The organism is Methylobacterium sp. BI1 (genome assembly GCF_056680125.1).
The window spans coordinates 1,070,545-1,096,120 of sequence record NZ_CM155267.1; the positions used below are offsets into that span (position 1 = coordinate 1,070,545).

Here is a 25,576-nt window from a genome sequence, read left to right on the forward strand (position 1 = left end):
CGCGACGGAAGACGGGACGCCTGCGATGACGAGGGACACGAGGAACGCTGAGTCCGGCCGCCTGAGCCGCCGGACCTTCCTGGTCGGCACGGGCGCGGGCCTCGGCGCCTGGGGCCTCGCCGGCTGCGTCTCCCCGGACGGCGCCCTGCGGGCCGAGGCGGCCAGGACCTACGGCCCGCTGCCGGGGGAGAAGTTCCCTATCCCGGCCACCGACATCAGCAAGCTCGATCCGAAGTACTTCCGCCGCACGGTCCCGTACGAGACCAAGGAGGCGGCCGGCACGATCGTCGTCGATCCGGCGAACTACTACGTCTACCGCGTCGAGGGCGACGGGACCGCGACGCGCTACGGCGCCAATGTCGGCCGCGACGGGTTCCGCTGGAGCGGCGACGCCTATGTCGGGCGCAAGTCCGAATGGGCCACCTGGACCCCGCCCGCGGAGATGATCCGGCGCCAGCCCGAGGCGGCCAAGTACGCCCGCGGCATGCCCGGCGGCCTCGACAATCCCCTCGGCGCCCGCACCCTGCACCTCTACCAGAACGGCGCCTACACGCTCTACACGATCTACGCCTCGAGCGAGCCCGACACGATCGGCTCGGGCATCACCAGCGGCTGCGTCGGCCTGCTGAGCCAGGACATGATCCACCTCTACGCCCAGACGCCGGTGAAGACGAAGGTGGTCGTCCTGCCGGCCTGAGGGCGGACGCGCCCTCAGCGCGGCGGGGCCACCCGCAGGGTGCCGCGGCCGGCGGCCTTGGCCGCGTAGAGGGCGGCGTCGGCGGCGATGAACAGGTCCGCGGGCGCGGACCACCCGGCCCGCGCGATGCCCACGGAGGCGCCGAAGCGCAGCCGGACGCCGCGATGCAGGACCGGCTCGCGCATGGCCGCGACGATGCGCCGGGCGAGCGCCTCGCAGAGCGGTGCCTCGGCCTGCCGCCCGATGAGGACGGCGAACTCGTCGCCCCCGATCCGCGCCACGAGGTCGGCCTCCGGGCAGGCCGCGCTCAGCCGCCGGGCCGCCTCCTGCAGGCAGGCATCTCCCACCGCGTGGCCGTAGGTGTCGTTGATCGCCTTGAAGCCGTCGAGGTCGATCAGCAGCAGGGCGCCGCTCTCCGGGAGGTCCGCCAGCCGGCTGTCGAACACCGTCCGGTTGGCGAGGCCCGTCAGGCTGTCGAAATCCGCCCGGTAGCGCGTGCGGTCGGCCAGGAGCTTCTGCTCGGTGATGTCCTGCTTGAACCCGAACAGGCGCAGGGCCACGCCGTCGCGGGCCTCCACGGTGGCGGTGATTCGGATCCAGCGCCGGGTGCCGCGCCGCGCGACGATCTCGGCATCGAGGGTGAAGGGCGTGCGACGGCCGATCGCCTCCGCCCGGACGGCGTCGAGGTGGCGGCGCGCCTCCTCGGAATAGCAGGCGAGGGCGGCCGGGCGGCTCGGCACGGTGTCGCGCGGAAACTCGAAGAGGTCGTAGACGCCCCCGCTCCAGCGCAGGGTTTCCCGCGCGAGGTCGCATTCCCAGAGGCCCATCCGCGCCTCGGCCGAGGCCAGCTCGAACACGCGCGTCCACTCGGCCCGGGCATCGGCCTCGCGCTGGAGGAGCGCCGCCTGGGCGCCGAGTTCGTTCCGCAGGGCGAGGATCGTGGCGGTGTCGCGCCAGCGCTGGGCGGCCGCGGCATCGATCGCCCGCGTCGCCAGCCGGAGCGCGGCGGCGGCGAGGCGGGTGCGGCGCGGCGCCGGCAGCGGAGCGGTGGGATCACCGGAAGAACTCAAGTATCGCGCCCCGTTCGCACCGAGGCCTCGCGCCCGGATTCCGTGAAGATCGCCGGCAGCGCTCTCCGGAGTCCGAGATGTCCTCAAGTCGTCACGATAGGGAGGGCCGGTTAACGGAGGCCACCCGCCGCGCGACGACGCGGAACGATTGCATCACTCTGCCGACTTATCGGCATCCTGCGCCTCGGCCTTGTCGACCGGCGGCTCCGCGCTCGCCACCGACTTGCGCTCCAGCATCGGCCGCAACCGTTCGGCGAGCTGCTGCCCGAGGTGACGGGTATAGGCGGTCTGGAAGTAGCGGGCGCCGGTGCCGCGGCCGTAGAGGCGGTCGTGGGCCTGGATCATCGCGTCGACCTCCGGGCGGCACAGGAAGCCCGTGATGCCGGCGGCCTCGTACCAGCGGCCCGCGCGGGCATGGCGGGTCGCGGCGGGATTGGACAGCACGGTCTCGGCGAAGCAGTCCGTCGCCGCCTGCTCGAGGGGCGACATCACCGTATGCGGGTGGGTCGGATTGCGCCCTGCCGCCTCCGCCGCGGCGCTCCATCCCCAGGTCGTCACCCCCAAGGTCGTCACCAACGCGCCGAACAGCAAAGCCTTCATCGTCGGAAGCCCCGTGCGAAATCGATCTCGATCCGACGCGAGTATTCACCAACGATTTGGTCCGGAGAAGGGCAGAAGTCCGGCAGTTGGATGCCCGGCGATGATCGGCGCGCACTTGTGGCGCGCCCATCACAGGGGGGCCGTCAGCCCCGGCGCTCCGCGTTCCAGCGCCCGCTGCAGGCGATCAGCCCGGTGGTGTTCCAGGTGCCGTTGCCGGTGCCCGCGCGGCCGAGCCGGCCGACCACGTCGGCGGCGTCGTTGCCCCGGGTGATCACCGCCCGCACCGCGCCGCTCTGCGAGACGCGCCCGTTGATGTTGAATTCGCCGCCGGCGTAGCTCGCCTCGCCGCGCCGGATCTGGACGCCGTAGCGGTAGGCCCGGTCGCAGGGACCGTCGAGGGTGACCACCTCGATGCTCCAGGTACCGTCGTAGCGGTTCGGCACCTGGACCTTCTTCTTGGCGGCGTCCGCGACGCCCGCGGAGGCGGTCAGGAGGGCGAGGGTGGTCACCGCGAGGGCTGCGCGTCGCATGAGAATCCGTTCGTGTTTCGACTCGACTGGGCCGAAAACGAGCGTGGCCGCCCCAGGGTTGCGCGCCTACGCGTTCGTCGCGTGCGCCAGCGCTCCCGTCAGCAGCGCCAGAACGTCGCCCCCGGCATGGAGATAGCCGTCGACGCCGGCCGCCTGCAGGGGCTCGGCGAGGTCGCCTGCCTTCCCGGCGAGGTAGAGGGTGGTGGCGCCGGCCGCCTTGAGGGCACGGGCGGCCTCCACGGCGTGGCTGGCGTAGAGCGCATCGGAGGAGCACAGGCAGGCGATGCGGGCGCCCGAGGCCCGGAAGGCCTCGGCCAGGGCCGCCGGATCGGTGAAGCCCTCCTGGTTCACCGCCTCGATGCCGCCGGCCGCGAAGGCGTTGGCGGCGAAGGTCGAGCGGGCGTTGAAGACCGCCACCGGTCCGAGATTGGCGAGGAATACCGCGGGGCGGCGGCCGCTCGCCGCGAGGGCCGCGTCGGAGGCGTCACGCAGGGCCTCGTAGGGCTCGGCCAGGCGCAGGGAGGGCAGGGGCGGGGCGGTCAGGGCCGGTCCGCTGCCGAAGCCGGCCGCCGGGGGCGCCTCCACGGGAGCGACGTCCAGCACCGTGACGGGCTTCTCGGCGAGGTACGGGAACTCGCTGGCGCCGGTCAGCGCCTCGCGTCGGGTGGCGACGTTCCGGGCCCGGGTCGCCTGGGTCGCGGCGATCCGCGCCTGGATCGCCCCGGCCCGCAGGCTCGCCACGAGGCCGCCCTCGCGCTCGATCTCCTGGAAGGCAGCCCAGGCGGCCGTGGTCAGCTCGCCCGTGAGGGTCTCGAAGCTGCCGGCGCCGGCGGCCGGGTCGGCCACGCGGGCGAGGTTGGATTCCTCGATGAGCACGATCTGGCTGTTGCGCACCACCCGGCGGGCGAAGGCGTCGCTGAGGCCCAGCGCCGCCGTGTAGGGCAGGGCGGTGATCGCGTCGGCTCCGCCGAGGCCGGCCGAGCAGGCGGCCATGGCGGTGCGCAGGATGTTCACGAAGGGGTCGCGCCGGGTCATCATCCGCCAGGCGGTCTCGGCATGGAGGCGCAGGGGCCGGGGGTCGAGGCCGCAGGCCGCCTCCACCCGGGCCCAGAGCCGGCGCATGGCCCGGAACTTGGCGATGGTCAGGAACTCGTCGGCATCGGCCGTGAGCAGGACCGCGACGGCCTCCCGGGCGCGCTCGAGCGTGTGCCCGCTGGCCTCCAGGGCGCGCAGGTAGGCCACGGCGGTGGCGAGCACGGCGGCGAGCTCGGTCGCCTCGCTGGCGCCGGCCTCGTGGTAGGGCCGCCCGTCCGCGAGGCAGGCGCGCCCGGAGAAGCCCTCGGCGTCGAAGGCCGCCAGGGTGCGGCCGAGTTCGGCGCCGTAATCCTCCGCGAGGGTGCCGCCGGCGGCGAGGCTGCCGATCGGGTCGAGGCCGAGATCGAGGTCGAGGCCCTTCAGGGTCTCGCCGCGGGCCTTGACCACGTCCTTGATCAGGAAGGCGGCCTCGATGCCCCGCGCACCGGCATCGAGGCGGGTGGCGATGAGGGGCAGCATCACGTTGCCGAGAGCCGCGTCGAGGTCGGCGGCGTTGGTGGCGGTGAGGCCGTGGCCCCGCGCGGCGGGGGCGCCGGCGAAGACCAGGGTGAGGGCATCGGCGCCGCCCTCGAGATCGGCGAGGGCGAGGGCACTCGCCTGCGCGCCGTCCGGGTGGTCGACCCGCTGGGAGACGCGCCACGGGCCAGGGGCCCGCACGGGCTGCGCCACCGGCGCGGCGGCGTCGTAGAGGGGTTCGATGCGGATGCCGTCGGCGGTCTTCGAGACGAGGCGCTTCTCGAAATCGCCGCCCTTCAGGACACCGTCGACGAGGCCGAGCCAGCGCGCGCGGGTCGCGGGCGGGAACAGGTCGGCGAGGGGACGGTCTTCCATCGGGGCGGGCCTCCGCAGATGCTTGTCGCCGGCCAAGCGCGGCCGGACATCGCTTATGCGGACAGCCCTTGCACGGGGCAGCGCGCCGACGCAATCGCCTCCCCGGTCTGTATTCTTTATCTCGCCCGATCCGGGGATTCGATCCGCGGATCGGGCGCCGCGCGTCCGCCGAACTCCGGCGCGACGCGTCAGCCGAAGATGATCAGGCCGGCGAAGCCCAGCGAGCCGACGATGATGCGCCACCAGGCGAACAGCCGGAACCCGTGGGAGGCGACGTAGTCGAGCACCGTGCGGACCACGATGAAGGCCGAGATGAAGGCGACGATGAAGCCGATGACGATCAGGCCGGTGTCGTCCCGCGACAGGTTCTTGTAGTTGTCGAGCAGGTCCTTGGCGAAGGCCCCCGCCATGGTGGGGATGGCGAGGTAGAACGAGAACTCGGTGGCCGAGCGCTTGTCCGCCCCCATCAGCATCGCGCCCACGATGGTGGCGCCCGAGCGGGACACGCCGGGGATCATCGCGAGGCACTGGAACAGGCCGATCCTGAAGTCCATCGGCAGGGTGAAGTCGAAGACGTCGCGCTTCTTCACCTCGAGGTCCGTCTCGTCGAGGACGAGGAGGACGATGCCGCCGGCCACCAGGGTCGCGCAGACGATCCAGGGGTTGAAGAGGTAATACTTGATGTATTTCGAGAAGAGGCCGCCGATGATCGCCGCCGGCAGGAAGGCCACGAGGATGCCGAGGACGAAGCTGCGCGCCTTGGGATCGTTGGGCAGCGACAGGGTGATGCCCAGGAGCCGGCGGAAATAGACCGCCAGGATCGCCAGGATCGCGCCGAGCTGGATCAGCACCTCGAAGGTGTTGTTGGGTGATTCGAAGCCGATGAAGTGGCCGACGAGGAGCTGGTGCCCGGTCGACGACACGGGGATGAACTCGGTCGCGCCCTCCACCACGGCAAGCACGACCGCCTTCGCGATGCCCATCGCATCCATCATCTCAGCGCCTCGACGGTTGGGGGTGTTTCGTGGGACCAGGCCGGTCCGAAGCGGGTGGTGCCAACCACCTCCCGCGGCCTTCGCGGATCAAGGCTGATCCGTCAAGGTTGACGGATGGTTATCGCGTTCGCCAAGGGCGTGTTCACGCGTTCACCAAGGGCGTGTTAATGAGGCGGCAATCATCGGGTCCTAGAAGTCTTCGCTGCCGACCATCCCCGCGGGGTCCCGACGCGGCCCGTCCCCCGGCAAACCCTCCCGTGCGAAACGGCCTCGATGGCGACGCTTTACCACTCTCCCTTCTGCCCGCATTCCCGCTTCATCCGCCTCGTCCTGTCCGAGATGGGCATGGAGCCGACGCTGATGGAGGAGCGTGCCTGGGACCGGCGCGAGGCCTTCCTGCTGATCAATCCGGCCGGGACGACGCCGGTGCTGGTGGAGCAGAGCGGCCTCGCCGTGCCGGGGGCCGGCATCATCGCCGAGTATCTCGACGAGACCCGCGGCCTGGGCCTCAGCGGCCGGCGCCTCCTGCCCGAGACCACGGCGGCCCGGGTCGAGGTGCGCCGCCTGCTCGACTGGTTCCTGGTCAAGTTCCACGCCGAGGTGACCGAGTACCTCGTCACCGAGAAGATCTCGAAGCGCTTCATGAACAGCGCCAACGGCGGCGGCCCGCCGGACATGAACGCCATTCGCGCCGCGCGCACCAACGTGCGCTACCACATGAAGTATATCGGCTACCTGATGTCCCGCCGGAAATGGCTGGCGGGCGACCATCTGACCTATGCGGATCTCGCGGCGGCGGCCCACCTGTCCTGCGTGGATTATCTCGGCGACGTGCCATGGGACGAGGACGAGACGGCGCGGGACTGGTACGCGCGGGTGAAGTCCCGCCCGTGCTTCCGCACCCTGCTGGCCGACCGGGTGCCGGGCATGGCGCCGGCGGACCATTACGCGAACCTGGATTTTTGAACGCTTCCGAAGCGCCGCAGGCACTCCCTGCAAACCAGCCGCAGGCACTCCCTGCAAACCAGCCGCAGGCACTCCCTGCAAACCAGCCGCAGGCACTCCCTGCAAACCAGCCGCAGGCACTCCCTGCAAACCAGCCGCAGGCACTCGCTGCGAGCCAGCCGGCGGCAGCGGCTGCGAGCCAGCCCGAATTCGACGCCCCTCGCCAGCCTCAGTTCCGCGCCGGCACCAAGGCCCCGCGAAAGATACTCGCGGGGACCGAGTTGCGCCGGGCCGTCGAGGCCCGCGCCAGGCTCCTCGGTTTCGAGGCCGTCCGGGTGACCCGGCCGGACGCCGTTCCCGAACTCAAGGCCCGGCTGCCCGCCTGGCTCGCCGCCCGGCACCACGGGGCGATGGACTGGATGGAGGAGCGCGCCGACCAGCGCGCCGACCCGGCCACCCTCTGGCCCGGCGTCCGCAGCGTGGTCATGCTCGGCATGAATTACGGGCCGGAGGCGGATCCCCGCGCAGTGCTGGCGCGGACGGACCGGGGCGCCATCGCGGCCTATGCCCAACGGCGGGACTATCACGAGGTGGTCAAGGGTAAGCTGAAGGAGCTCGGCGGCTACCTCTCGGCCAAGGGTGACGTCCGGGTGAAGGTCTTCGTCGACACCGCCCCCGTGATGGAGAAGCCCCTGGCCGCCGCCGCCGGCCTCGGCTGGCAGGGCAAGCACACGGTCCTGGTCTCGCGCAGCCTCGGCAACTGGCTGCTGCTGGGCGCGATCTACACCTCGGCCGAGCTGGAGCCGGACGCGCCGGAAGCCGACCATTGCGGCTCCTGCCGGCGCTGCCTCGACATCTGCCCGACCAACGCCTTCCCGGCGCCCTACCAGCTCGATGCCCGCCGCTGCATCGCCTACCTCACCATCGAGCATGCCGGGCCGATCCCGACCGAGTTCCGCGCCGCCATCGGCAACCGCGTCTTCGGCTGCGACGACTGCCTCGCGGTCTGCCCCTGGAACAAGTTCGCCGCCGTGGCCGCCGAGGGCCGCATGGCCGCCCGCGCCGACCTCGCCGCGCCGCCGCTGGCCGCGCTCGCCGGCCTCGACGAGGCGGCCTTCCGCGCCCATTTCGCCGGAACGCCCGCCAAGCGCACCGGGCGCGACCGCTTCCTGCGCAACGTGCTCATCGCCATCGGCAATTCCGGCGAGCCCGGCCTCGCCGCCGCCGCGGAGGCGAACCTGTCCGATCCCTCACCCCTCGTGCGCGGCATGGCGGTGTGGGCCCTCGGCCGCCTCGTCCCCCGGCCCCGTCTGCAGGACCTTTTCAACGGCCGGGGTTTGGGCGAAACCGACGACGCCGTCCGGGCCGAGTGGCGCCTCGCCCTCGATCCCGCCGGCTCCGAGACGACAGGACACGCCGCCTCATGAACCTCTTCGTCTTCGGCCTCGGCTTCACCGCCCGCCGCTTCGTGGAGCGCGCCCGGACCCGCTTCGACGCGGTCCGCGCCACGGTCACCGATCCGGCCCGGACGGGATCCGGCGACCTCGCCGAGATGCGGGCCTTCGGACCCGATTCGAACGACCCCCGGATCGCGGCCGACCTCGCCGACACCGACGTGCTGCTCGTCTCGGCGCCGCCGGTCCGCGACCTCGACACGACCCTCGGCGTATACCGCGACGCCATCGCGGCGAGCCGCATCGGCTGGATCGGCTACCTCTCGACCATCGGCGTCTACGGCGACCACCAGGGCGCCTGGATCGACGAGGACACCGCCCCCAGCCCGGTCAGCGGCCGTTCCCAGGGCCGCCTCGCCGTCGAGGCGGCCTGGCTGGCCCTGGGCCGCGAGACCGGCAAGCCCGTCCAGGTGTTCCGCCTGTCGGGCATCTACGGCCCGGGCCGCAACCCGATCGTGAAGCTGCGCGAGGGCAAGTCGCAGCGGATTATCAAGCCCGGCCAAGTGTTTAACCGCATCCACGTGGACGACATCGCCACGACGCTCCTGGCCTCGATCGACAAACCGCGGAACGGCGCGGTCTACAACGTCACCGACGACGCGCCGACGCCGCCGCAGGTGGTCACCGAGTACGCCGCCAAGCTCGCCGGCCTGCCGCTGCCGCCGGAGGTCGATTTCGAGACCGCCGACCTCAGCCCGATGGCGCGCAGCTTCTACGGCGAGAACAAGCGCGTCCGGAACCGCCGCATCCGGGACGAGCTCGGCGTCGACCTCGCCTATCCGACCTATCGCGAAGGCCTCGCCGCCCTCGTGGCGGATGCGCGAACGGCCTAGCGTCGCGGCCTTCCCCGTGGGCGCCGGGGTCCGGCCGCACCGGCCGCCACGACGGTTCGGCCCGCATCACCGAGGGACCGCGCCGTGAAAATCCTCCATTCCCTCCAGGCGTTACGGGGACTCGCGGCGTGTCTCGTCGTGTACGCCCATGCCTTCGACCTCGCCAAGGTCCTGAGCGCCGGGCAGCCCGTTCAGGGCCGCCTCGGCTACCTCGAGGATTTCGGGGCGATCGGCGTCGACGTCTTCTTCGTCATCAGCGGCGTCATCATCACCCTCACGGCGCAGCGCATCGTCGATCTACCCTCCGCACATCGCTTCGCCCTTCGCCGGGTCCTCCGCGTCGTGCCGTATTACTGGCTGCTCACCGGACTCCTCGTCGGCCTGACGCTCCTGTCCGGGCTGCCCGACCCGCGCCGGATTCCCGCGACGGTGCTGTTCTTCCCCTTCAGCGAGGGCGCCTTCGCGATGCCGTACCTCGCCGTCGGCTGGACGCTCTGTTTCGAGATGCTGTTCTATCTCGCCGTCTATCTCGCCCGCGCGTGGCGCTTCTGGACGCCGCGGGTCCGGTTCTCCGTGGCGCTCGCCCTGTTCGCCGGTCTCTTCGCCCTGGCGCGGCCCGAGCACGTCACCCTGTTCCTGCTCAATCCGATCATCCTCGAATTCGGCTTCGGCATCGGCCTCGCGTGGCTCTATCGGCGCGGTACGGTCGGGCGCACGGATGCCCAGCAGCTCCTGGCCTTCGGTCTGATCGGCTTTGCCCTGAACCTGATCTTCGGGTTCGGTCAAGCCTCGGAACTGGAATGCACCGTCGCCCTCCCTGGGGCCGCCTACCGGGTGCTGGTCTTCGGCGTTCCGAGCGCCGCCGTGGTGGGCGGCCTGCTGCTGATGGAGCGCGCCGGCATGCGGATCGGGACGGCGCTGGAGGGACTGGGGAACGCGTCCTACTCGATCTACCTCACGCACACGATCACGTTCGAAGTCCTCCGGGCCGCGGTGCCGCGCGACAGCCTAGCCCCCGACCTCGCCATCGCCCTGGCACTGGTCCTCGGGATCACGGTCGGGTTCGCGGCCTATCATGTCCTCGAGCGGCCGCTCCTGCGTGCCCTCGGGAGCCTGCTGGCCCCCGCCGTCGAGGGCCGTCCGGGGCCTGCCGCCAGCGGGTCGGCGAGCCCCTGAGCCGATGGGCCGTCAGGCGGCCCTGCGGTTCGCCGCCGGTCCGAAATGGTCGCGGTAGCGCTCCGCGATGGCCGAGACGGGCAGCACCACGAAGACGTCCGTGGTGCCGAACTGGTGGTCCACCACGGCCCCGTCGCCGAAGCTGGCACCGACGCGCAGGTATCCCTTGATCAGCGGCGGCAGCGCCTGCAGCGCCGCCTTGGGATCCAGGGCCTCCCGGGAAAGGCGGTCCATGGTCACGTAGCGCTCGGGAAGGGCGCGGGCGCACCAGCCCTCGGCGGCGCGGGCATGGTGGTGCAGGAAGCTCAGGGGGAGGGCGAGGCGGTCGGGGTCGGTCCCCTCCAGGCTGGCGCAGCCCAGCATGGCGTCGATGCGGTGATGCTGGACATAGGCCCAGATCCCGGCCCAGAGCAGCTCCACCGTCCGCTTCGTCCGGTAGGGCTTCAGCACGCAGGAGCGTCCGAGTTCGAGGAACCGCGCCCCCGGATTGGCCGCCATCATCGGGGCGATGTCGTACTCGCCCGCGGTGTAGAAGCCGAAGTGGCGGTCGGCCGTCTCCTGGCGCAGCAGCCGGTAGGTGCCGACCACCTTCGGCCGGGGCCGGCGGAAGGGCTTGGTGGCGAAGGGCGTCGCGTCGACGGCGGCGTGGTCGATGACGAGAAGGTGGTCGCAGACCGCGTCGTAATCGTCGATGTCCCGACGCGACAGCATCGCGAGGCCGCTCGGGACCGCCGACATCTCCTCGTAGAATACGCGGTAGCGCAGGCGCTGCGCTCGCCGGATCTCGGAGACCGTCGTGGCGAGGCGCACCTCCAGGGTGCCGATCCGGCCGAGGGTCGGCGCGAGGCCCGGAGCGGCCAGGGGCTTCTTCAGACGCGGCTTGAACCGGATCGGTGCCGCCCCCGGCGGGAGCAGCAGGCCGCGCGGATGGAAGGCCGGCAGGCCGGCGCGGCCCGCTTCGGCGGTGCGCTGCTTCAGACGGGCGAAGGGGGCGTGCACATGCGCCTCCCAGCCATTGAGCCACGCCGTGGAGGCATCGCGCGCGAAGTTCGGGACCATCGTCCAATCCGCCCTGTCGGGACACCGAGGCGGCTCCGCGGGAGCCCCTGGCCTCGTGCCTTCGGGAGGTCACAACATCACGAAGCCCACACGCTTTTATGACACGGATTGCCGTTTAGCCAGAGAGGTTTGCAATGGGCAAGGCCCAGCCCCGCGGCGACTTCCCGATGGGTAGTCGCCGAAGGACTCGGGGTGTCGATCGCGGCCGAACGGGCTCAGACGAACTGGTTGAGGCCCGGAATGGAGCCGACGATCGGTCCCATCACATCCTCGCCAGCCTTCTCGCGGCCATAGGCGAACAGTTCCTGGCCGAGGGGCTGCATCTGGCCCATCGGCACGCCGGCCGACATCAGCTTCTGGCCCAGCGCCATGACGCCGCCGCCACCCATCATGCCCCCGAGCATGCCCATCAGGCCGCCGCCACCCTCGCCGGCATTGGCCTCGGCGATCGCGGTCTCGGATCCCGGCAGGGCGCTGAGCAGCTGGCTCACCTCCGTGGCGGGCCCCTCCTTCTGCAGGAAGGCCAGGATATGGCCGATGGCGGTCTGGGCCGTGGCGGCGTCGAGGCCGGTCCGGGTCGTCACGCGGGCGATCAACTCTTCCATCTCAAACGGGCTCCTGGGTGGCCGGATGTTCCGCGCGGCCGGGATTGCTGCTCGGTCGGGATGTTGTCCTTCCGGCCTCGCCGCTCCGAAATCAAGACCGGCCCGCGAAGCGCTGGAAAATGCCGCGGGCGCGGCCCATAACCGTCACGGTCGATGCCGCCGCGCTCAGGCCGGCGAAGAGGAGCGGACGGTCATGCAGGACGATGGCACGATCCTGGTCGGCAAAGCGCCGCTGAAGGACGGCAGCTTGAAGCCCGAGGGACTGACCCTCCGGCTCGCCAACCGCCACGGCCTCGTGGCGGGGGCTACCGGCACCGGCAAGACGGTCACGCTCCAGGTCCTCGCCGAAGGGTTCTCCAACGCCGGCGTCCCCGTCTTCGCGGCCGACATCAAGGGCGACCTTTCTGGCCTCGCGGCGGCCGGGGAATCGAAGCCAGTCTTCGTCAAGCGCGCCGAGGAACTCGGGATTCCCTACGAGCCCGACCGATTCCCGACGGTGTTCTGGGACCTGTTCGGCGACCAGGGACATCCGATCCGCTGCACCGTTATCGAGATGGGACCGCTGCTGCTCGCGCGCCTACTGGAGCTCAACGATACCCAGGAGGGCGTTCTCAACATCGCCTTCCGGGTCGCCGACGACAACAAGTGGCCGATCCTCGACCTCAAGGACCTGCGGGCCCTGCTCCTCTATCTCACCGAGAACCTGAAGGCGGTCTCGGGCCAGTACGGCAACGTCTCGGCGGCCTCCGTGGGCGCCATTCAACGCCAGCTCCTGATGCTCGAGAACCAGGGGGCGGATCGCTTTTTCGGAGAGCCCGCCCTCGACCTCAACGATTTCATGCGCATCGACCGTGAGGGCCGGGGCATCGTGAACATCCTAGCCGCCGACAAGCTCATGCAGCGGCCCCGGCTCTACGCCTCGTTCCTGCTCTGGATGCTGTCCGAGCTGTTCGAGCAGCTGCCCGAGGTCGGCGACCTCGACAAGCCGAAGCTGGTGTTTTTCTTCGACGAGGCCCACCTCCTGTTCGACGATGCCCCGAAGGCGCTCCTCGACGCGGTGGAACAGGTGGTGCGCCTGATCCGCTCGAAGGGCGTGGGCGTCTACTTCGTGACGCAGAACCCGCTCGACGTGCCCGAATCGGTCCTCGGCCAGCTCGGCAACCGGGTGCAGCACGCCCTGCGCGCGTTTACGCCCCGCGACCAGCGCGCCGTGAAGGCCGCGGCCGAGACGTTTCGCCAGAATCCCGGCTTCGACGTTGCCAAGGCCATCACCGAGCTCGGCGTCGGCGAGGCGCTCGTCTCCTTTCTGGAGGCGAAAGGCACGCCCTCGATCGTCGAGCGCGCCCTGATCGCCCCGCCCCAGGGCCGCGTCGGCCCGATCACCCCGGCCGAGCGCGCCGAGCTCATGGCGAAGAGCCCGGTGCGGGGCAAGTACGACCAGTCGGTCGACAACGAGAGCGCCTACGAGATGCTGGCCGCCCGCAAGGGCCTCGACGGCGGGGCGGACGGCGCCGAGCCCGCCCAGGGGGGCTTGGGCGGAATGCTCGGCGGCTGGCTCGGGGGCGTCCTCGGCAGCAAGCCGGCCGGCAAGAGTGGCCGCCGGCCCGCCCCCGGCCTCGCCGAGCAGGTCCTTGGCAACGCGGCCCGCTCGATGGCCCGCAAGGTCGGGACCGAGGTGGGCAACGCGATCCTGCGGAACGTCCTGGGCGGCCTGACGAAGCGGTAGGTCGTCAGGACCGACGATCGGGCGCACGCCGGCTCGGGCGCCCACCGGGCGCCTACATTGACAAATCACCCCGTCACCGCCTATCCACCGCCTCTCGCGCGGCTTCCTCGACGAAGTCCGCGCGTTTCGCGTTCGCGCTCGGCCCTGGCAGCAAGCCCCGATCCGGTGTCGCGGATGACCTGAACAAGAAGACGGTCCAGGCTTGCCTCGCGGCGGGCGGGAGACCGGCAGAGAACACGAAGAGAGAACGATGTTCGCAGTCATCAAGACGGGCGGCAAGCAGTATCGCGTTGCCGCCAACGACACCATTACGATCGCCAGCCTCGAAGGCGAGGCCGGTTCGGCCGTCACCTTCGGTGACGTGCTCCTGTTCACGAACGGCGAAGGCGCCACCCAGGTCGGCGCGCCGCTGCTCTCGGGCATCAGCGTCACCGGCGAGATCGTCAGCCACGGCCGCGACGCGAAGGTCATCGCCTTCAAGAAGCGCCGCCGTCAGAACTCCCGGCGCAAGCGGGGCCACCGCCAACACCACACGGTGGTCCGCATCACCGGCATCAGCGCCTGACGATCCGACCTGAGATTCAAGAATTCGGAGTAACTCCCCATGGCCCATAAAAAAGCAGGCGGCTCGTCCCGCAACGGCCGCGACTCGGCCGGTCAGCGCCTCGGCGTGAAGAAATTCGGTTCCGAGGCCGTGATTCCGGGCAACATCATCGTGCGCCAGCGCGGCACCAAGTGGCACCCCGGCACCAATGTCGGCATCGGCACGGACCATACCCTGTTTGCCAAGGTGGCCGGTCGTGTGCTGTTCGAGACGAAGCGCGGCCGCGCCTTCGTCACCGTCGTGCCGATGCAGGAAGCCGCCGAGTAAGGCACCGCGCCAGGGCCTTGCCGTCAGGCGGGCCCGACCACCAGATGATCCCGGGGAAGATGGGAAACCGTCTTCCCCGTTGTCGTTTCTCCCACTCGACGTTTCGGTGGCGCGCTCGCGCCCCGAGAGCCAACCTGACCTGAGTCCGCCCGTGAAATTCCTCGACGAAGCCAAGGTCTATGTCCGCTCCGGCGACGGTGGCGCCGGCTGCGTGGCCTTCCGCCGTGAAAAGTTCATCGAGTTCGGCGGACCGAACGGCGGCGACGGCGGGCGCGGCGGCGACGTCTGGGTCGAGTGCGTCGACGGTCTAAACACCCTGATCGATTATCGCTACCAGCAGCACTTCAAGGCCAAGAAGGGCGAGCACGGCATGGGCTCGAACCGCCACGGGGCCAACGGCGCCGACGTGGTGCTGAAGGTGCCGGCCGGCACCGAGATCCTGGCCGAGGACGGCGAGACCCTGATCGCCGACATGACCCATGTCGGCCAGCGCGTCCGCCTTGCCAAGGGCGGCAATGGCGGCTTCGGCAACGCCTACTTCACCACCTCGACCAACCGGGCCCCGAAGCACGCGAACCCGGGTCTCGAAGGCCACGAGCAGTGGGTCTGGCTGCGCCTGAAGCTCATCGCCGACGCGGGCCTCGTCGGATTGCCCAACGCCGGCAAGTCGACGTTCCTCGCCACCGTGACGGCGGCCAAGCCCAAGATCGCCGATTACCCCTTCACGACGCTCCATCCGGGCCTCGGCGTGGTGCGCTCCGACGAGCGCGAGTTCGTCCTCGCCGATATTCCGGGCCTGATCGAAGGCGCCCATGACGGCGTCGGCCTCGGCGACAAGTTCCTGGCCCATGTCGAGCGCTGCCGGGTGCTGCTGCACCTCGTCGAAGCCACCAACGAACACGCGGGCCAGACCTACAAGCTCGTCCGGCGCGAACTCGAGGCCTACGGCCACGGACTCGACGAGAAGCCCGAAATCGTCGCGCTGTCGAAGGCCGACGTCGTCGATCCGGACGTGCTCAGGGAGCAGGTCGCCCGCCTGAAGCGTGCTTCGAAGAAGAAGCCCCTGATCCTGTCCTCGGCCACCGGCCTCGGCGTGCAGGACGCCCTACGGGCGCTCGCCCGGGAGATGGACGCCGCGAAGCTGGCGGAGGCCGAGGCGCAGCCCGCCGAGGCTTGGCAGCCCTGAGCGGAGGCTTGGCAGCCCTGAGCGGAGGCTGCCGGGCCTTGTGCGGCGGGCAACCGGTCGTCACAAGCGGACCATCGTCCTCCCGCCGACGCTGCCGATGACCTCCGATCTTCAGATCCCCAACCTCCAAGACTTCCGTCGCATCGTCATCAAGGTCGGTTCGGCCCTCCTGGTCGACCGGACTCGAGGGCGCCTGCGCCATGCCTGGCTGAGTGCGCTCGCCGAGGACATCGCCGACCTTCATGCCAGCGGCGCCGACGTGCTCGTCGTTTCCTCCGGGGCCATCGCCCTGGGACGCACGGTGCTCGGCTACCCGCCCGGGACCCTGCGCCTGGAGGAGAGCCAGGCGGCGGCAGCCGTCGGACAGATCGCCCTGGCGCGGCACTGGTCCGAGGCCCTCGGCCATCACGGCATCGCCGCCGGCCAGATCCTGGTGACGCCGCAGGACACGGAGGAGCGCCGACGCTACCTGAATGCCCGCGCCACGGTTCTGAAGCTCCTCGAGGTGCGGGCGGTGCCCGTCGTGAACGAGAACGACACGGTGGCCACCAGCGAGATTCGCTACGGCGACAACGATCGCCTCGCCGCCCGCGTCGCCACGATGATCGGGGCCGATGTGCTGGTGCTGTTCTCGGACATCGACGGGCTCTACACCGCGCCACCGCACACCGACCCGGAGGCGCGCCACCTGTCCCTGATCGAGCGGATCACCCCCGAGATCGAGGCCATGGCCGGCGGTCCTGCCTCCGAACTCTCGCGCGGCGGGATGCGCACCAAGGTCGAGGCGGCCAAGATCGCCGCGAGCGGCGGCACACACATGATCATCGCCGACGGGCGCGAGAAGAATCCCCTGCGCACCATCCTCCGGGGTGGGCGCTGCAGCTGGTTCCTGTCCGGTTCGAACCCCGTCACCGCCCGCAAGAGCTGGATCGCCGGCTCGCTGGAGCCGCGGGGCATCCTCACGGTCGATGCCGGCGCGGCCCGGGCGCTCCAGGGCGGCGCGAGCCTGCTGCCGGTGGGCGTCACGAAGGTCCAGGGCGGCTTCGGGCGCGGCGACGCGGTGGTGATCCGCGACGAGGCCGGGCGCATCCTCGGGCGCGGACTCGTGGCCTATGACAGCGATCAGGCCCTGCGCATCATCGGCCGGCCGAGCCGGGAGATCGCGGACCTCCTGACCCATCCGGGGCGGGCCGAGATGGTGCATCGCGACGACCTCGCCATGGTGGGGGAATAGCAGCTCTGTCAGCGGCGATGCTTGTTTAGACGGTATCCGCCATGGCATGACAGGGGTGAACACATGGCGGCCGCGCCCCTTTCCGCGACGGTCGCGAGGATGAAGGCCGTGCCCGTTCTGAACCTGCGAACCGATTTTGCGCCCCCCGGCGATCTCTCCGAGGAGATGAACGCCATCGGCCGGCGCGCCCGCGCCGCTGCCCGCCAGATCGCCCTCGCGCCGGCTCAGACCAAGGACACCGCCCTGCGCCTGATCTCCGAGCGCCTGCGTGCCGAGCGGGACGTCATCCTGGCCGAGAACGCCCTCGACGTGGAGGCGGCCCGTGCGGCCGGCCAGACCCAGGCGCTCATCGACCGCCTCACCCTCGATGCGGGCCGCCTCAACGGCATCGCTGACGCGGTGGCCAAGATCGGCGCGCTGCCCGATCCCGTCGGCCGGCAGATCGCGGCTTTCGAGCGGCCCAACGGCCTCCTCATCGAGCGCATCGCCGTCCCCCTCGGCGTGATCGGCGTCATCTTCGAGAGCCGCCCCAACGTCACCGCCGATGCCGGGGCGCTCTGCCTCAAGGCCGGCAACGCCGCGATCCTGCGGGCGGGCTCGGACAGCCACCGTTCCGCCATGGCCATCGCCCGCGTCATGCGGGCCGGGCTCGAGGCTGCCGGCCTGCCGGCCGACGCCATCCAGATCGTGCCGACCCGCGACCGCGCCGCGGTCGGAGCGATGCTCACCGGCCTCGACGGGGGCATAGACGTGATCGTGCCCCGCGGTGGGCGTGGTTTGGTGGAGCGTGTGCAGGCAGAGGCCCGGGTTCCGGTCTTCGCCCATCTCGACGGCATCTGCCATGTCTACGTGGCGGCAGGCGCCGATCTCGACATGGCCCGCACCGTCCTGCTGAACAGCAAGATGCGCCGCACCGGCATCTGCGGGGCCGCCGAGACCCTGCTCGTCGATCGCGGCTGTGCCGACACGCACCTGGCCCCCCTCGTCTCCGCCCTGCTGGAGGCTGGGTGTGCCGTGCGCGGCGACGCCGCTACCCAGGCGATCGACGAACGGGTCACCGCCGCCACCGAGGCGGACTGGCGCACCGAATACCTCGACGCCATCATCTCGGTGCGGGTGGTCGATGGCCTCGACGCCGCGATCGAGCACATCGAGACCAACGGCTCGCACCACACCGATGCGATCATCACCGACGACCTGGCCGAGGCCACCCGCTTCCTCGCCGAGGTCGATTCGGCGATCGTGACCCACAACGCCTCGACCCAGTTCGCCGACGGCGGCGAGTTCGGTTTCGGCGCCGAGATCGGCATCGCCACCGGGCGGATGCACGCGCGCGGGCCGGTGGGCGTCGAGCAGTTGACGACCTTCAAGTATCGCGTCCACGGGAATGGGCAGACGCGTCCTTGACGCGATCACGCCTGACCCGATCGGGTCCCGATGCGCCTTGACGCGTCGGGACGGGCGCACCTGCCCCCCGTCGCGCCGGGCCTGCGTATCGGCCTCTACGGCGGCTCCTTCAACCCGGCCCATCTCGGGCACCGGCATGTCAGCCTCGTCGCCCTCAAGCGGCTGCACCTCGATCGCATCTGGTGGATGGTGACACCGGGCAATCCGCTGAAGGACCGGGGCGAACTCGCGGCCATCGACAGGCGCGTCGCTCAAGCGGATCGCGTCGCAGACCATCCCCGCATCGCCGTCACTGATTTCGAATCACGGATCGGCGCACGCTACACCCGTCAGACCCTGCGCTTCCTGACCCGCCGCAATCCGTCGGTGCGCTTCGTCTGGATCATGGGCGCCGACAGCCTCGCGACATTTCATCGCTGGCAGGGATTTTCTGAGATCGCGCGCCTGATACCGATCGCGATCATCGACCGGCCCGGCTTTACGCTGACGGCCCCTGCTGCCCGCGCCGCTCGGGCGCTCGCGCGCTGGCGCCTTCCGGAAGCGGAGGCACCCACCCTGGCCGACCGCGCGGCCCCCGCCTGGGTCTTCCTGCACGGGCCGCGCTCGACCCTCTCGTCGACGGCGCTGCGGGCCAGGGCGGAGGGGGGCGCCTAGGCCGGTCATGGAAAAGGCAAGAGCCACGTTCCACTTTATCCGCATACAGGGTACGATCACGGGATGACGATGGCGATTGCAGGAACCCAGACGCTGAACGACGCGGTCCATACCGGAGCCCCAGGCTCCGAAGACTCCACCAGCCGGAAGATCGACGATCTCCGCAGCCTGGCCCTCGACTGCCTCGAGGACATGAAGGCCGAAGAGACGATCGAGATCGATCTGATGGGCCGGACATCCCTGGCCGACACCATGATCATCACCTCCGGCCGCTCTCAGCGCCATGTCGGCGCCATCGCTGACCGGGTCCTCCAGGAGATGAAATCGAAGGGGCTCGGCACTGCCCGCGTCGAGGGCTTCCCGGCCTGCGACTGGGTGCTCATCGATGCCGGCGACATCATCCTGCACATCTTCCGGCCGGAGGTTCGCGGCTTCTACAATCTCGAGAAGATGTGGGGCGCCGATCGCCCGACCAGCGATCGTCCCCTCTCCGCCGTCGCCGAGTGAGCGCCGGCACCGCTTCGTGCGCCTTCTCGTGGCGGCGGTCGGCCGCCTGAAGCCCGGACCCGAACGCGACCTCGCCGCCCGCTACCGTGAGCGGGCCGCGCAACTCGGGCGTGGCCTCGGCTTCACCGCCTGCGACATCGCCGAGATCCCCGAGAGCAGAGCCCGCCGCGCACCGGACCGCGCCGTCGAGGAGGGGGCTGCGATCCTCGCCCAGGCGGCCGCGGGCGCGGTGCTGGCGGTCTATGACGAGCGCGGCCGCGCCGATCTCACGAGCGAGACCATCGCGACGCGCGTCGGGGGCTGGCGCGATGCCGGCCGCTCCGTTCTCGTTCTGGCCATCGGGGGCGCCGACGGCCTTGACGCCGCCGTGCGGGACCGCGCCGAACTCAGCCTGTCCTTCGGAGCCGCCACCTTGCCGCACGGGCTTGTGCGCGTCCTCGCCCTGGAGCAGGTGTATCGCACGCTGACGATCCTTGCCGGCCACCCGTACCACCGCGGAAACCTCGACGAGCGATGAACCCGGCCACGCGACGCAGGCGAGACGGCATGAGGAGCGGCCTGCTGGCGCTCGTCCTCCTCGTGCCCCCGCTCCTCGCCCTGCCGGCCGCACTCCGCGCCGAGGAGCCAACGACGCCGGAGGCGGTCCAGAAGGCGCTCGAAGAGAAGACCCGCCGGGCCGAGAACCTCAAGCGCATCGAGGATGCCCTGGCCGCCAGCACCGGGGCCCGCGCCAAGTACGAGGCGGAGATCACGAGCATCGGCGGCGACCGGGCCAAGCTCAACACCGCGCTCCTCGACGCCACGCGCCAGGCGCAGGCCACCGAGGTCCGGATGAGCCGGCTCGAGGAGCGCCTGAAGACGCTGGGTGCCAGCGAGGCGGCCCTGCGCCGCTCGTTGGATTCCCGCCGCGGCGTCATCGCGGAAATCCTGGCGGCCCTGCAGCGGATGGGGCGGCGCCCGCCCCCCGCCGTGCTGGTGCGGCCGGAGGACGTGCTCGCGGTGATCCGCACCTCGATGCTGCTCGGGGCCGTGGTGCCCGAGTTGCGCGGCGAAGCCGAGACCCTGGCCGCCGACCTCTCCGAACTCGTGCGCCTGAAGGGCCTCATCGCTGCCGATCGCGAAGGATTGACCAACGATCTCGCGGGCTGGGCCCGCGAGCAGCAGCGGCTGAACGCCCTCATCGCTGCACGCCGCACGCGTCAGGCCGAGGTCGAGAGCGGCCTCGCGGCCGAGCGGACGCGGACGGCAGAGCTGTCGGTGCAGGCCCGCAGCCTCAAGGATCTCCTCGACCGGATGGAGGGGGAGGTCGCCTCCGCCCGCCGGGCCGCGGAGGAGGCCAGGGCCGCCGAGACGCGGGAGGCGCGTGCGACGCAGGAGCGCTTTGCCGCCGCTGGAGCCCGCGATCCGGCGAGACTCTCCCCGAAGGTCCGCTTCGTCGACACCCGGGGCGACCTGCCGCGACCGGTCAGCGGCGCGCTCCTGCGCAGCTTCAACCAGCCCGACGGCAATGGCGGCACCACCCGCGGCATATCGCTCGCGACCCGGCCGAAAGCCGTGGTTTCGTCACCGGCCGATGGCTGGGTGTCCTTCGCCGGGCAGTTCCGCTCGTACGGGCGACTCTTGATCATCAACGCCGGCGATGGCTACTATCTCTTGTTGGCGGGGATGGACCAGATCAACGTCGAAGTCGGCCAGTTCGTGCTCGCGGGCGAGCCGGTGGCGGCGATGGGGGAAGGCGGTACCGGCGCCGATGCGGCAGCCGCTGATCGCGGCGATCCGGTCCTGTACGTAGAGTTCAGAAAAGACGGCGGCTCCATCGATCCGGAGCCTTGGTGGGCGAAAAGCCCCAGCGAGAAGGTTCGCGGATAATGCGCAAGGTTTCCCTCGTTCTGCTCGGCGCGTTCCTCGGCGTCGGGTCCTCCATGGTGGCGACCCAGACCCGCCTGCTCTCGGGGACGAGCGCGGTCGCGGCCTCCGCCGAGACCTACCGCCAGCTCAGCCTGTTCGGCGACGTGTTCGAGAAGGTGCGCACCGACTACGTCGAGAAGCCCGACGAGGCGAAGCTGATCGAGGCGGCCGTCAACGGCATGCTCACCTCCCTCGATCCGCATTCGAGCTACATGGATGCCAAGAGCTTCCGCGACATGCAGGTGCAGACCCGCGGCGAGTTCGGCGGCCTCGGCATCGAGGTCACGATGGAGGACGGCCTGATCAAGGTCGTGACCCCGATCGACGACACGCCTGCTTCGAAGGCCGGCATCCTCACCAACGACATCATCACCCAGATCGATGAGGATCAGGTCCAGGGCCTGACCCTGAATCAGGCCGTCGACAAGATGCGCGGCCCGGTGAACTCGCCGGTGAAGCTGAAGATCAGCCGCAAGGAGTCGAAGGACCCGATCGAGGTCACGCTCAACCGCGACGTGATCAAGATCAAGCCCGTGCGCTCCCGCGCCGAGGGCGGCGACGTCGGCTACATCCGCCTGACCCAGTTCAACGAGCAGACCTTCGACGGCCTGCGCGCGGCGATCGACAAGCTGAACACCGACATCGGTGCCGACAAGCTGAAGGGCTACGTGCTGGATCTCCGCAACAACCCGGGCGGTCTCCTCGACCAGGCCGTGATGGTGTCGGATGCCTTCCTCGATCGGGGCGAGATCGTCTCCACCCGCGGTCGGAACCCGGACGAGACGCAGCGCTTTTCGGCCAAGGCCGGCGACCTGACCAAGGGCAAGCCGATCGTCGTACTCGTGAACGGCGGCTCGGCCTCGGCCTCCGAGATCGTGGCCGGCGCCCTGCAGGACCACAAGCGCGCCACGGTGCTCGGCACCCGCTCGTTCGGCAAGGGCTCGGTTCAGTCGATCATCCCGCTGGGCGGCAGCGGCGCCCTGCGCTTGACCACGGCCCGCTACTACACGCCATCGGGCCGCTCCATCCAGGCCAAGGGCATCGAGCCGGACCAGGAGGTCCTGCAGGAGGTGCCGGACGAGCTGAAGGGCAAGGACGAGACCAAGGGCGAAGCCGGCCTGAAGGGGCACCTGAAGCAGAAGGACGTCGAGGAGCGCGGCGGTTCGTCCGCCTACGTCCCGCCGGATCCGGCCAAGGACAAGCAGCTCATCGCCGCTTTCGACTACCTGCGCGGGATCCAGAAGGGCGCGGCCAACACGCCGAAGGCCGCCGTCCCGAACTGAGACCAATCCGCCTCGCCTTAGCGAAGCGTTAACCATGACGGCCCCCAATGTCGGTTCAGGACCGACGCTGGGGGCCGTCGCCGTTTCGGCCCGTCCCTCCGCGAGCCCCGGTCCGGGAGCCTGGGGAAGCGGCTGCGCGTGGCCACCGACGACATCCTGACCCGTCCGCTCGGCGGCAAGCCGACCGCCGGCCAGCGTCTGCGGGCGTTGCGGCAGGTGCGGGTGACCACTCCGATGGTGCTCGGCGGCCTCGTGGCGGGCCTGGTCCTCGGTGCCAGCATCCTCGTCGTGGCCGGCGACCCCGAGGGCGGCGAGCCCAGTGCCGTCGCGGTGATCGCGCTGCGCGAACCGGTCGCACCGGAGCCGCCCGCCCAGGTATCGAAGGTCGAGGCCGCGAAATCCGGTCCGAGCAGCGCCAGCGACGTCGAGACCGCCTCGGGCGTCACCGTCGTTCGCCCGACGGGCACGGCCGCCCCCACCGACGCGGTGGTCATCCAAGTGCCGTCCGCCGCCCCGGTGAAGCTGAGCGCCGCGCCGGATCCGCGCCTCGTCGAGCGCGGCCGCCACGGCAACATTCCCCGCCTCGGCGACGGGCGCCTGCGCGCCCTCGACGTCTACGCGCGGCCGGATCCCGGTGGTTCCGGACCCCGCATCGCCATCCTGGTCTCGGGCCTCGGCATCGGCCAGGCCGCGACCGCCAGCGCCATCACCCGCCTGCCCCCCGCGATCAGCCTCGGCTTCGCGCCCTACGGCAGCGACCTCGAGCGGACCGTCGCCCGGGCCCGCGAGGCTGGGCACGAGGCCCTGCTTCAGGTGCCTATGGAGCCCTTCGACTATCCCGACAGCGATCCCGGTCCTCAGACGCTCCTCACCAGCTCGCGCCCACCGGAGAATCTCGATCGCCTGAGCTGGGTGATGAGCCGGTTCTCGGGATTCGTCGGCATCGTCAACTACATGGGCGCGAAGCTCACCAGCGATCCGGCCGCCCTCGAGCCGGTCCTGCGTGAGATCGGGGCGAGGGGCCTCGGCTTCGTCGACGACGGCACCTCGCCGCGCTCGGTCGTCTCCACTCTGGCCGGTAAGGCAAAGGTGCCCGTCACCCGGGCCGAGATCGTCCTCGACGCCCTCCCGCGGCCCGACGCCATCGACCGGGAGCTGGCGCGGCTCGAAGCGCAGGCGCGCCAGAAGGGCTTCGCCTTCGGCTCCGCCTCGGCCCTGCCGATGAGCATCGACAGAATCGCCCGCTGGGCCGCCGAGGCGGAGGCCCGCGGCATCCGCCTCGTTCCGGTCAGCGTCGCCCTGCGGGGAAGCAGCGCGGGTACCCGGCTCACCAGCGCCAAGCCCTGACGGGCTGGCCTCCCGGGTCGGCGACTGACGACCCGACCTGGAATTGCGCTGTGGCGCCGTTTCGTGCGTTGCGGCACATGCCCCGCCTGCCTATGGTCGCCGCCATGACCGCAACCCCGATCGCCGACGGCGCCGACCTTCCCTACCGAGCCTGCGTCGGCATCACGTTGATCTCGCGCGCGGGCCTGGTGTTCATCGGGCGGCGTCGGGCCGATGCCGGGCCGGAGCACGTGGCGGACGGACGGTCCTGGCAGATGCCCCAGGGCGGGATCGACGAGGGGGAGGATCCGGAAGCCGCTGCCCTGCGTGAGCTCTACGAGGAGACCAACGTTGCGGCCGGCTCCGTGGTGCGCCTCGGCGAGACCCCGGGGTGGCTCTCCTACGACCTGCCGCCGGCGGTGCTGAAGCAGGCCTGGAAGGGGCGTTACCGCGGCCAGACGCAGAAGTGGTTCGCCTTCGGCTTCCTGGGCTCCGACGACGAGATCGACGTCGCCACGCCCGGCAATGGCGCCTTCAAGTCCGAATTCGACGCCTGGCGCTGGGAGCCGATCGCCGGGCTGCCGGACCTGATCGTGCCCTTCAAGCGGCCCGTCTACGAGGGCGTGGTCGATGCCTTCTCCGGGCTTACGACGTGGCGCGTCCCCGCGTGACGGCCTGACGCCCGATGCGGTGGTGGTCGATCCCGATCCTGTTGGTGCTCGGCTGGTTCGCGTACACGCTGACGCCGCTCTGGGCGCTCTATGACATCGCCCGCGCTGTCCAGGCGCACGATACCGACTACATCGCCCAGCACGTCAATTTCCGCTCCCTGCGCCTTTCGGTGATCCGCCAGGCCGCCGCGGCGGCCCAGGCGCGCGATCCCGCCGCGCCGGATGCGGAGCCCCGGGAGCGCCAGCGCATTGCCGAGGCCGCGGCGGCCCTGGCGATTCCGATCGCCGAGGCCCTGGTCACCCCCAAGACGGTCGTCGACCTCCTCGATGACGGATGGCCACAATCGGTGGAGCTCGGCCGCGACGCCCCGGAGGAGAAGTCCGGGGGCGGGGGCCTGCGGATCGACAGCCTGCGCCGCCTGATCCCGTTCTATCTCGCCTCCGAGATGCGGGGCTTCCGTACCGTGGTCGTCGGCGTGCCGCCCGAGGCGGGTCGTGACCGCCGCCTGCGGGTTCGGCTGCGCCTGCGCGCCTGGACCTGGCGCATCGTCGATATCGAGCTGAACGACGAGCTGCGCGAGCGCATTGCCCAGGCCTTCGCGCGCACCGGCGCGAAGGCGCGCTGAGGCCGGTCGCCTTCGGGCGCATGCAGCGTGAACGAGTAGCGCAGCCCGTGGGGCCGTTCCTTCGTCGGCTCGATCCGCCTGATCTGGAACTTCACGAAGTAGCCCTGCTCGTACCAGTGCACACGTCCGTCGAAATCCAGCAGGAACGAGAGCGCGTGTTCCCGACTTTCATCCATACTATCATATCCTCACATGATAGGTCTATAATTACAAGCACTGACGGTCAGGCCGCCGCAGGCCCGCGCTCTCAAAAAGCGCTGTAGGGCCGAAGGCGGCTTGGTCGGTAA

The 25,576-nt window shown here is 70.7% G+C and carries 26 protein-coding genes; 19 read left to right on the forward strand and 7 right to left on the reverse strand.

From position 1 onward, the window contains the following. Positions 1-25 precede the first annotated feature (25 nt). Positions 26-697: a L,D-transpeptidase family protein gene (locus AC1MGR_RS05150; RefSeq protein ID WP_108038415.1), complete on the forward strand. Its 672-nt coding sequence runs from the start codon at positions 26-28 to the stop codon at positions 695-697. Between the two features lie 14 nt (positions 698-711). Here AC1MGR_RS05150 and AC1MGR_RS05155 read toward each other — a convergent pair whose 3' ends face one another. From AC1MGR_RS05155 to AC1MGR_RS05175, 5 genes are all read right to left on the reverse strand, one after another. Then, entirely contained in the window at positions 712-1,767 is a 1,056-nt protein-coding gene (locus AC1MGR_RS05155; RefSeq protein WP_480233876.1) for a diguanylate cyclase domain-containing protein, read from the reverse strand. Between the two features lie 153 nt (positions 1,768-1,920). Continuing rightward, complete coding sequence (locus AC1MGR_RS05160) at positions 1,921-2,367, reverse strand: hypothetical protein (protein ID WP_480233877.1); 447 nt, start codon at positions 2,365-2,367, stop codon at positions 1,921-1,923. Between the two features lie 143 nt (positions 2,368-2,510). Then, on the reverse strand, positions 2,511-2,897 hold the full coding sequence (locus tag AC1MGR_RS05165; protein ID WP_108038419.1) for a hypothetical protein: 387 nt from the start codon (positions 2,895-2,897) through the stop codon (positions 2,511-2,513). Positions 2,898-2,963: 66 nt separating this feature from the next. Further along, positions 2,964-4,823, reverse strand: a complete 1,860-nt coding sequence (locus AC1MGR_RS05170) for a methylmalonyl-CoA mutase family protein (protein ID WP_480233878.1) — start codon at positions 4,821-4,823, stop codon at positions 2,964-2,966. 188 nt (positions 4,824-5,011) lie between these two features. Further along, complete coding sequence (locus tag AC1MGR_RS05175; protein WP_480234725.1) at positions 5,012-5,815, reverse strand: undecaprenyl-diphosphate phosphatase; 804 nt, start codon at positions 5,813-5,815, stop codon at positions 5,012-5,014. A gap of 276 nt (positions 5,816-6,091) precedes the next feature. Between AC1MGR_RS05175 and AC1MGR_RS05180 the strand changes: the two genes are divergently transcribed. The 4 genes from AC1MGR_RS05180 to AC1MGR_RS05195 all read left to right on the forward strand — a co-directional run bounded on the left by AC1MGR_RS05180 (position 6,092) and on the right by AC1MGR_RS05195 (position 10,226). Continuing rightward, on the forward strand, positions 6,092-6,784 hold the full coding sequence (locus tag AC1MGR_RS05180) for a glutathione S-transferase family protein (protein ID WP_108038423.1): 693 nt from the start codon (positions 6,092-6,094) through the stop codon (positions 6,782-6,784). Between the two features lie 260 nt (positions 6,785-7,044). Next, positions 7,045-8,190: a tRNA epoxyqueuosine(34) reductase QueG gene (queG, locus tag AC1MGR_RS05185; RefSeq protein ID WP_480233879.1), complete on the forward strand. Its 1,146-nt coding sequence runs from the start codon at positions 7,045-7,047 to the stop codon at positions 8,188-8,190. Beyond that, positions 8,187-9,050, forward strand: a complete 864-nt coding sequence (locus tag AC1MGR_RS05190; protein WP_480233880.1) for an SDR family oxidoreductase — start codon at positions 8,187-8,189, stop codon at positions 9,048-9,050. The genes queG and AC1MGR_RS05190 overlap by 4 nt, the downstream gene beginning before the upstream one ends. A gap of 84 nt (positions 9,051-9,134) precedes the next feature. Then, entirely contained in the window at positions 9,135-10,226 is a 1,092-nt protein-coding gene (locus AC1MGR_RS05195; protein ID WP_480233881.1) for an acyltransferase family protein, read from the forward strand. Positions 10,227-10,238: 12 nt separating this feature from the next. Here AC1MGR_RS05195 and olsB read toward each other — a convergent pair whose 3' ends face one another. Together olsB and AC1MGR_RS05205 are read right to left on the reverse strand one after the other, a co-directional pair. Then, the gene (olsB, locus tag AC1MGR_RS05200) at positions 10,239-11,285 is read right to left on the reverse strand and encodes a l-ornithine N(alpha)-acyltransferase (RefSeq protein ID WP_480233882.1); all 1,047 of its coding nucleotides are present in this window, start codon (positions 11,283-11,285) and stop codon (positions 10,239-10,241) included. 215 nt (positions 11,286-11,500) lie between these two features. Beyond that, positions 11,501-11,890 carry a DUF2267 domain-containing protein gene (locus AC1MGR_RS05205; RefSeq protein ID WP_108038433.1) on the reverse strand — a complete coding sequence of 130 codons (390 nt, stop codon included), beginning with the start codon at positions 11,888-11,890 and terminating at the stop codon, positions 11,501-11,503. A 193-nt stretch (positions 11,891-12,083) separates the two neighbouring features. On the opposite strand from AC1MGR_RS05205, the gene AC1MGR_RS05210 reads away from it, so the two are divergent. The 14 genes from AC1MGR_RS05210 to AC1MGR_RS05275 all read left to right on the forward strand — a co-directional run bounded on the left by AC1MGR_RS05210 (position 12,084) and on the right by AC1MGR_RS05275 (position 25,289). Beyond that, on the forward strand, positions 12,084-13,616 hold the full coding sequence (locus tag AC1MGR_RS05210) for a helicase HerA-like domain-containing protein (RefSeq protein WP_480233883.1): 1,533 nt from the start codon (positions 12,084-12,086) through the stop codon (positions 13,614-13,616). Between the two features lie 250 nt (positions 13,617-13,866). After that, positions 13,867-14,181, forward strand: coding sequence for a 50S ribosomal protein L21 (gene rplU, locus AC1MGR_RS05215; protein WP_108038437.1), 315 nt, complete (start codon positions 13,867-13,869; stop codon positions 14,179-14,181). Between the two features lie 39 nt (positions 14,182-14,220). Then, positions 14,221-14,487, forward strand: a complete 267-nt coding sequence (gene rpmA, locus AC1MGR_RS05220; RefSeq protein ID WP_055947817.1) for a 50S ribosomal protein L27 — start codon at positions 14,221-14,223, stop codon at positions 14,485-14,487. Between the two features lie 151 nt (positions 14,488-14,638). Beyond that, positions 14,639-15,673, forward strand: coding sequence for a GTPase ObgE (gene obgE / locus AC1MGR_RS05225; protein WP_480234726.1), 1,035 nt, complete (start codon positions 14,639-14,641; stop codon positions 15,671-15,673). Between the two features lie 97 nt (positions 15,674-15,770). After that, positions 15,771-16,907: a glutamate 5-kinase gene (proB, locus tag AC1MGR_RS05230; RefSeq protein WP_108038565.1), complete on the forward strand. Its 1,137-nt coding sequence runs from the start codon at positions 15,771-15,773 to the stop codon at positions 16,905-16,907. A 108-nt stretch (positions 16,908-17,015) separates the two neighbouring features. Next, positions 17,016-18,314 carry a glutamate-5-semialdehyde dehydrogenase gene (locus tag AC1MGR_RS05235; protein ID WP_480233884.1) on the forward strand — a complete coding sequence of 433 codons (1,299 nt, stop codon included), beginning with the start codon at positions 17,016-17,018 and terminating at the stop codon, positions 18,312-18,314. A gap of 30 nt (positions 18,315-18,344) precedes the next feature. After that, the gene (locus AC1MGR_RS05240; RefSeq protein ID WP_480233885.1) at positions 18,345-18,968 is read left to right on the forward strand and encodes a nicotinate-nucleotide adenylyltransferase; all 624 of its coding nucleotides are present in this window, start codon (positions 18,345-18,347) and stop codon (positions 18,966-18,968) included. 63 nt (positions 18,969-19,031) lie between these two features. Then, a complete protein-coding gene (gene rsfS / locus AC1MGR_RS05245) occupies positions 19,032-19,475 on the forward strand; it encodes a ribosome silencing factor (RefSeq protein ID WP_480233886.1) in 444 nt (147 codons plus the stop codon). 16 nt (positions 19,476-19,491) lie between these two features. Further along, complete coding sequence (rlmH, locus tag AC1MGR_RS05250; protein WP_480233887.1) at positions 19,492-19,992, forward strand: 23S rRNA (pseudouridine(1915)-N(3))-methyltransferase RlmH; 501 nt, start codon at positions 19,492-19,494, stop codon at positions 19,990-19,992. Positions 19,993-20,021: 29 nt separating this feature from the next. Further along, complete coding sequence (locus AC1MGR_RS05255; RefSeq protein WP_480233888.1) at positions 20,022-21,344, forward strand: murein hydrolase activator EnvC family protein; 1,323 nt, start codon at positions 20,022-20,024, stop codon at positions 21,342-21,344. Next, entirely contained in the window at positions 21,344-22,666 is a 1,323-nt protein-coding gene (locus AC1MGR_RS05260; protein WP_108038449.1) for a S41 family peptidase, read from the forward strand. The genes AC1MGR_RS05255 and AC1MGR_RS05260 overlap by 1 nt, the downstream gene beginning before the upstream one ends. Before the next feature lie 132 nt (positions 22,667-22,798). Then, entirely contained in the window at positions 22,799-24,013 is a 1,215-nt protein-coding gene (locus AC1MGR_RS05265; protein ID WP_480234727.1) for a divergent polysaccharide deacetylase family protein, read from the forward strand. A gap of 92 nt (positions 24,014-24,105) precedes the next feature. Beyond that, positions 24,106-24,663, forward strand: coding sequence for an RNA pyrophosphohydrolase (locus AC1MGR_RS05270; protein ID WP_480234728.1), 558 nt, complete (start codon positions 24,106-24,108; stop codon positions 24,661-24,663). A 14-nt stretch (positions 24,664-24,677) separates the two neighbouring features. Next, on the forward strand, positions 24,678-25,289 hold the full coding sequence (locus AC1MGR_RS05275; RefSeq protein WP_108038453.1) for a DUF2939 domain-containing protein: 612 nt from the start codon (positions 24,678-24,680) through the stop codon (positions 25,287-25,289). Positions 25,290-25,576 lie beyond the last annotated feature (287 nt).

Coding starts and splice junctions, on each gene's coding strand:
- rpmA (WP_055947817.1), top strand. CDS start 14,221: ATGGCCCATAAAAAAGCAGGCGGCTCGTCCCGCAACGGCCGCGACTCG.
- AC1MGR_RS05175 (WP_480234725.1), bottom strand. CDS start 5,815: ATGGATGCGATGGGCATCGCGAAGGCGGTCGTGCTTGCCGTGGTGGAG.
- AC1MGR_RS05205 (WP_108038433.1), bottom strand. CDS start 11,890: ATGGAAGAGTTGATCGCCCGCGTGACGACCCGGACCGGCCTCGACGCC.
- AC1MGR_RS05240 (WP_480233885.1), top strand. CDS start 18,345: ATGCGCCTTGACGCGTCGGGACGGGCGCACCTGCCCCCCGTCGCGCCG.
- AC1MGR_RS05190 (WP_480233880.1), top strand. CDS start 8,187: ATGAACCTCTTCGTCTTCGGCCTCGGCTTCACCGCCCGCCGCTTCGTG.
- AC1MGR_RS05270 (WP_480234728.1), top strand. CDS start 24,106: ATGGTCGCCGCCATGACCGCAACCCCGATCGCCGACGGCGCCGACCTT.
- rplU (WP_108038437.1), top strand. CDS start 13,867: ATGTTCGCAGTCATCAAGACGGGCGGCAAGCAGTATCGCGTTGCCGCC.
- AC1MGR_RS05170 (WP_480233878.1), bottom strand. CDS start 4,823: ATGGAAGACCGTCCCCTCGCCGACCTGTTCCCGCCCGCGACCCGCGCG.
- AC1MGR_RS05260 (WP_108038449.1), top strand. CDS start 21,344: ATGCGCAAGGTTTCCCTCGTTCTGCTCGGCGCGTTCCTCGGCGTCGGG.
- rsfS (WP_480233886.1), top strand. CDS start 19,032: ATGACGATGGCGATTGCAGGAACCCAGACGCTGAACGACGCGGTCCAT.
- AC1MGR_RS05275 (WP_108038453.1), top strand. CDS start 24,678: ATGCGGTGGTGGTCGATCCCGATCCTGTTGGTGCTCGGCTGGTTCGCG.
- AC1MGR_RS05180 (WP_108038423.1), top strand. CDS start 6,092: ATGGCGACGCTTTACCACTCTCCCTTCTGCCCGCATTCCCGCTTCATC.
- AC1MGR_RS05210 (WP_480233883.1), top strand. CDS start 12,084: ATGCAGGACGATGGCACGATCCTGGTCGGCAAAGCGCCGCTGAAGGAC.
- AC1MGR_RS05255 (WP_480233888.1), top strand. CDS start 20,022: ATGAGGAGCGGCCTGCTGGCGCTCGTCCTCCTCGTGCCCCCGCTCCTC.
- AC1MGR_RS05165 (WP_108038419.1), bottom strand. CDS start 2,897: ATGCGACGCGCAGCCCTCGCGGTGACCACCCTCGCCCTCCTGACCGCC.
- AC1MGR_RS05150 (WP_108038415.1), top strand. CDS start 26: ATGACGAGGGACACGAGGAACGCTGAGTCCGGCCGCCTGAGCCGCCGG.
- proB (WP_108038565.1), top strand. CDS start 15,771: ATGACCTCCGATCTTCAGATCCCCAACCTCCAAGACTTCCGTCGCATC.
- AC1MGR_RS05160 (WP_480233877.1), bottom strand. CDS start 2,367: ATGAAGGCTTTGCTGTTCGGCGCGTTGGTGACGACCTTGGGGGTGACG.
- olsB (WP_480233882.1), bottom strand. CDS start 11,285: ATGGTCCCGAACTTCGCGCGCGATGCCTCCACGGCGTGGCTCAATGGC.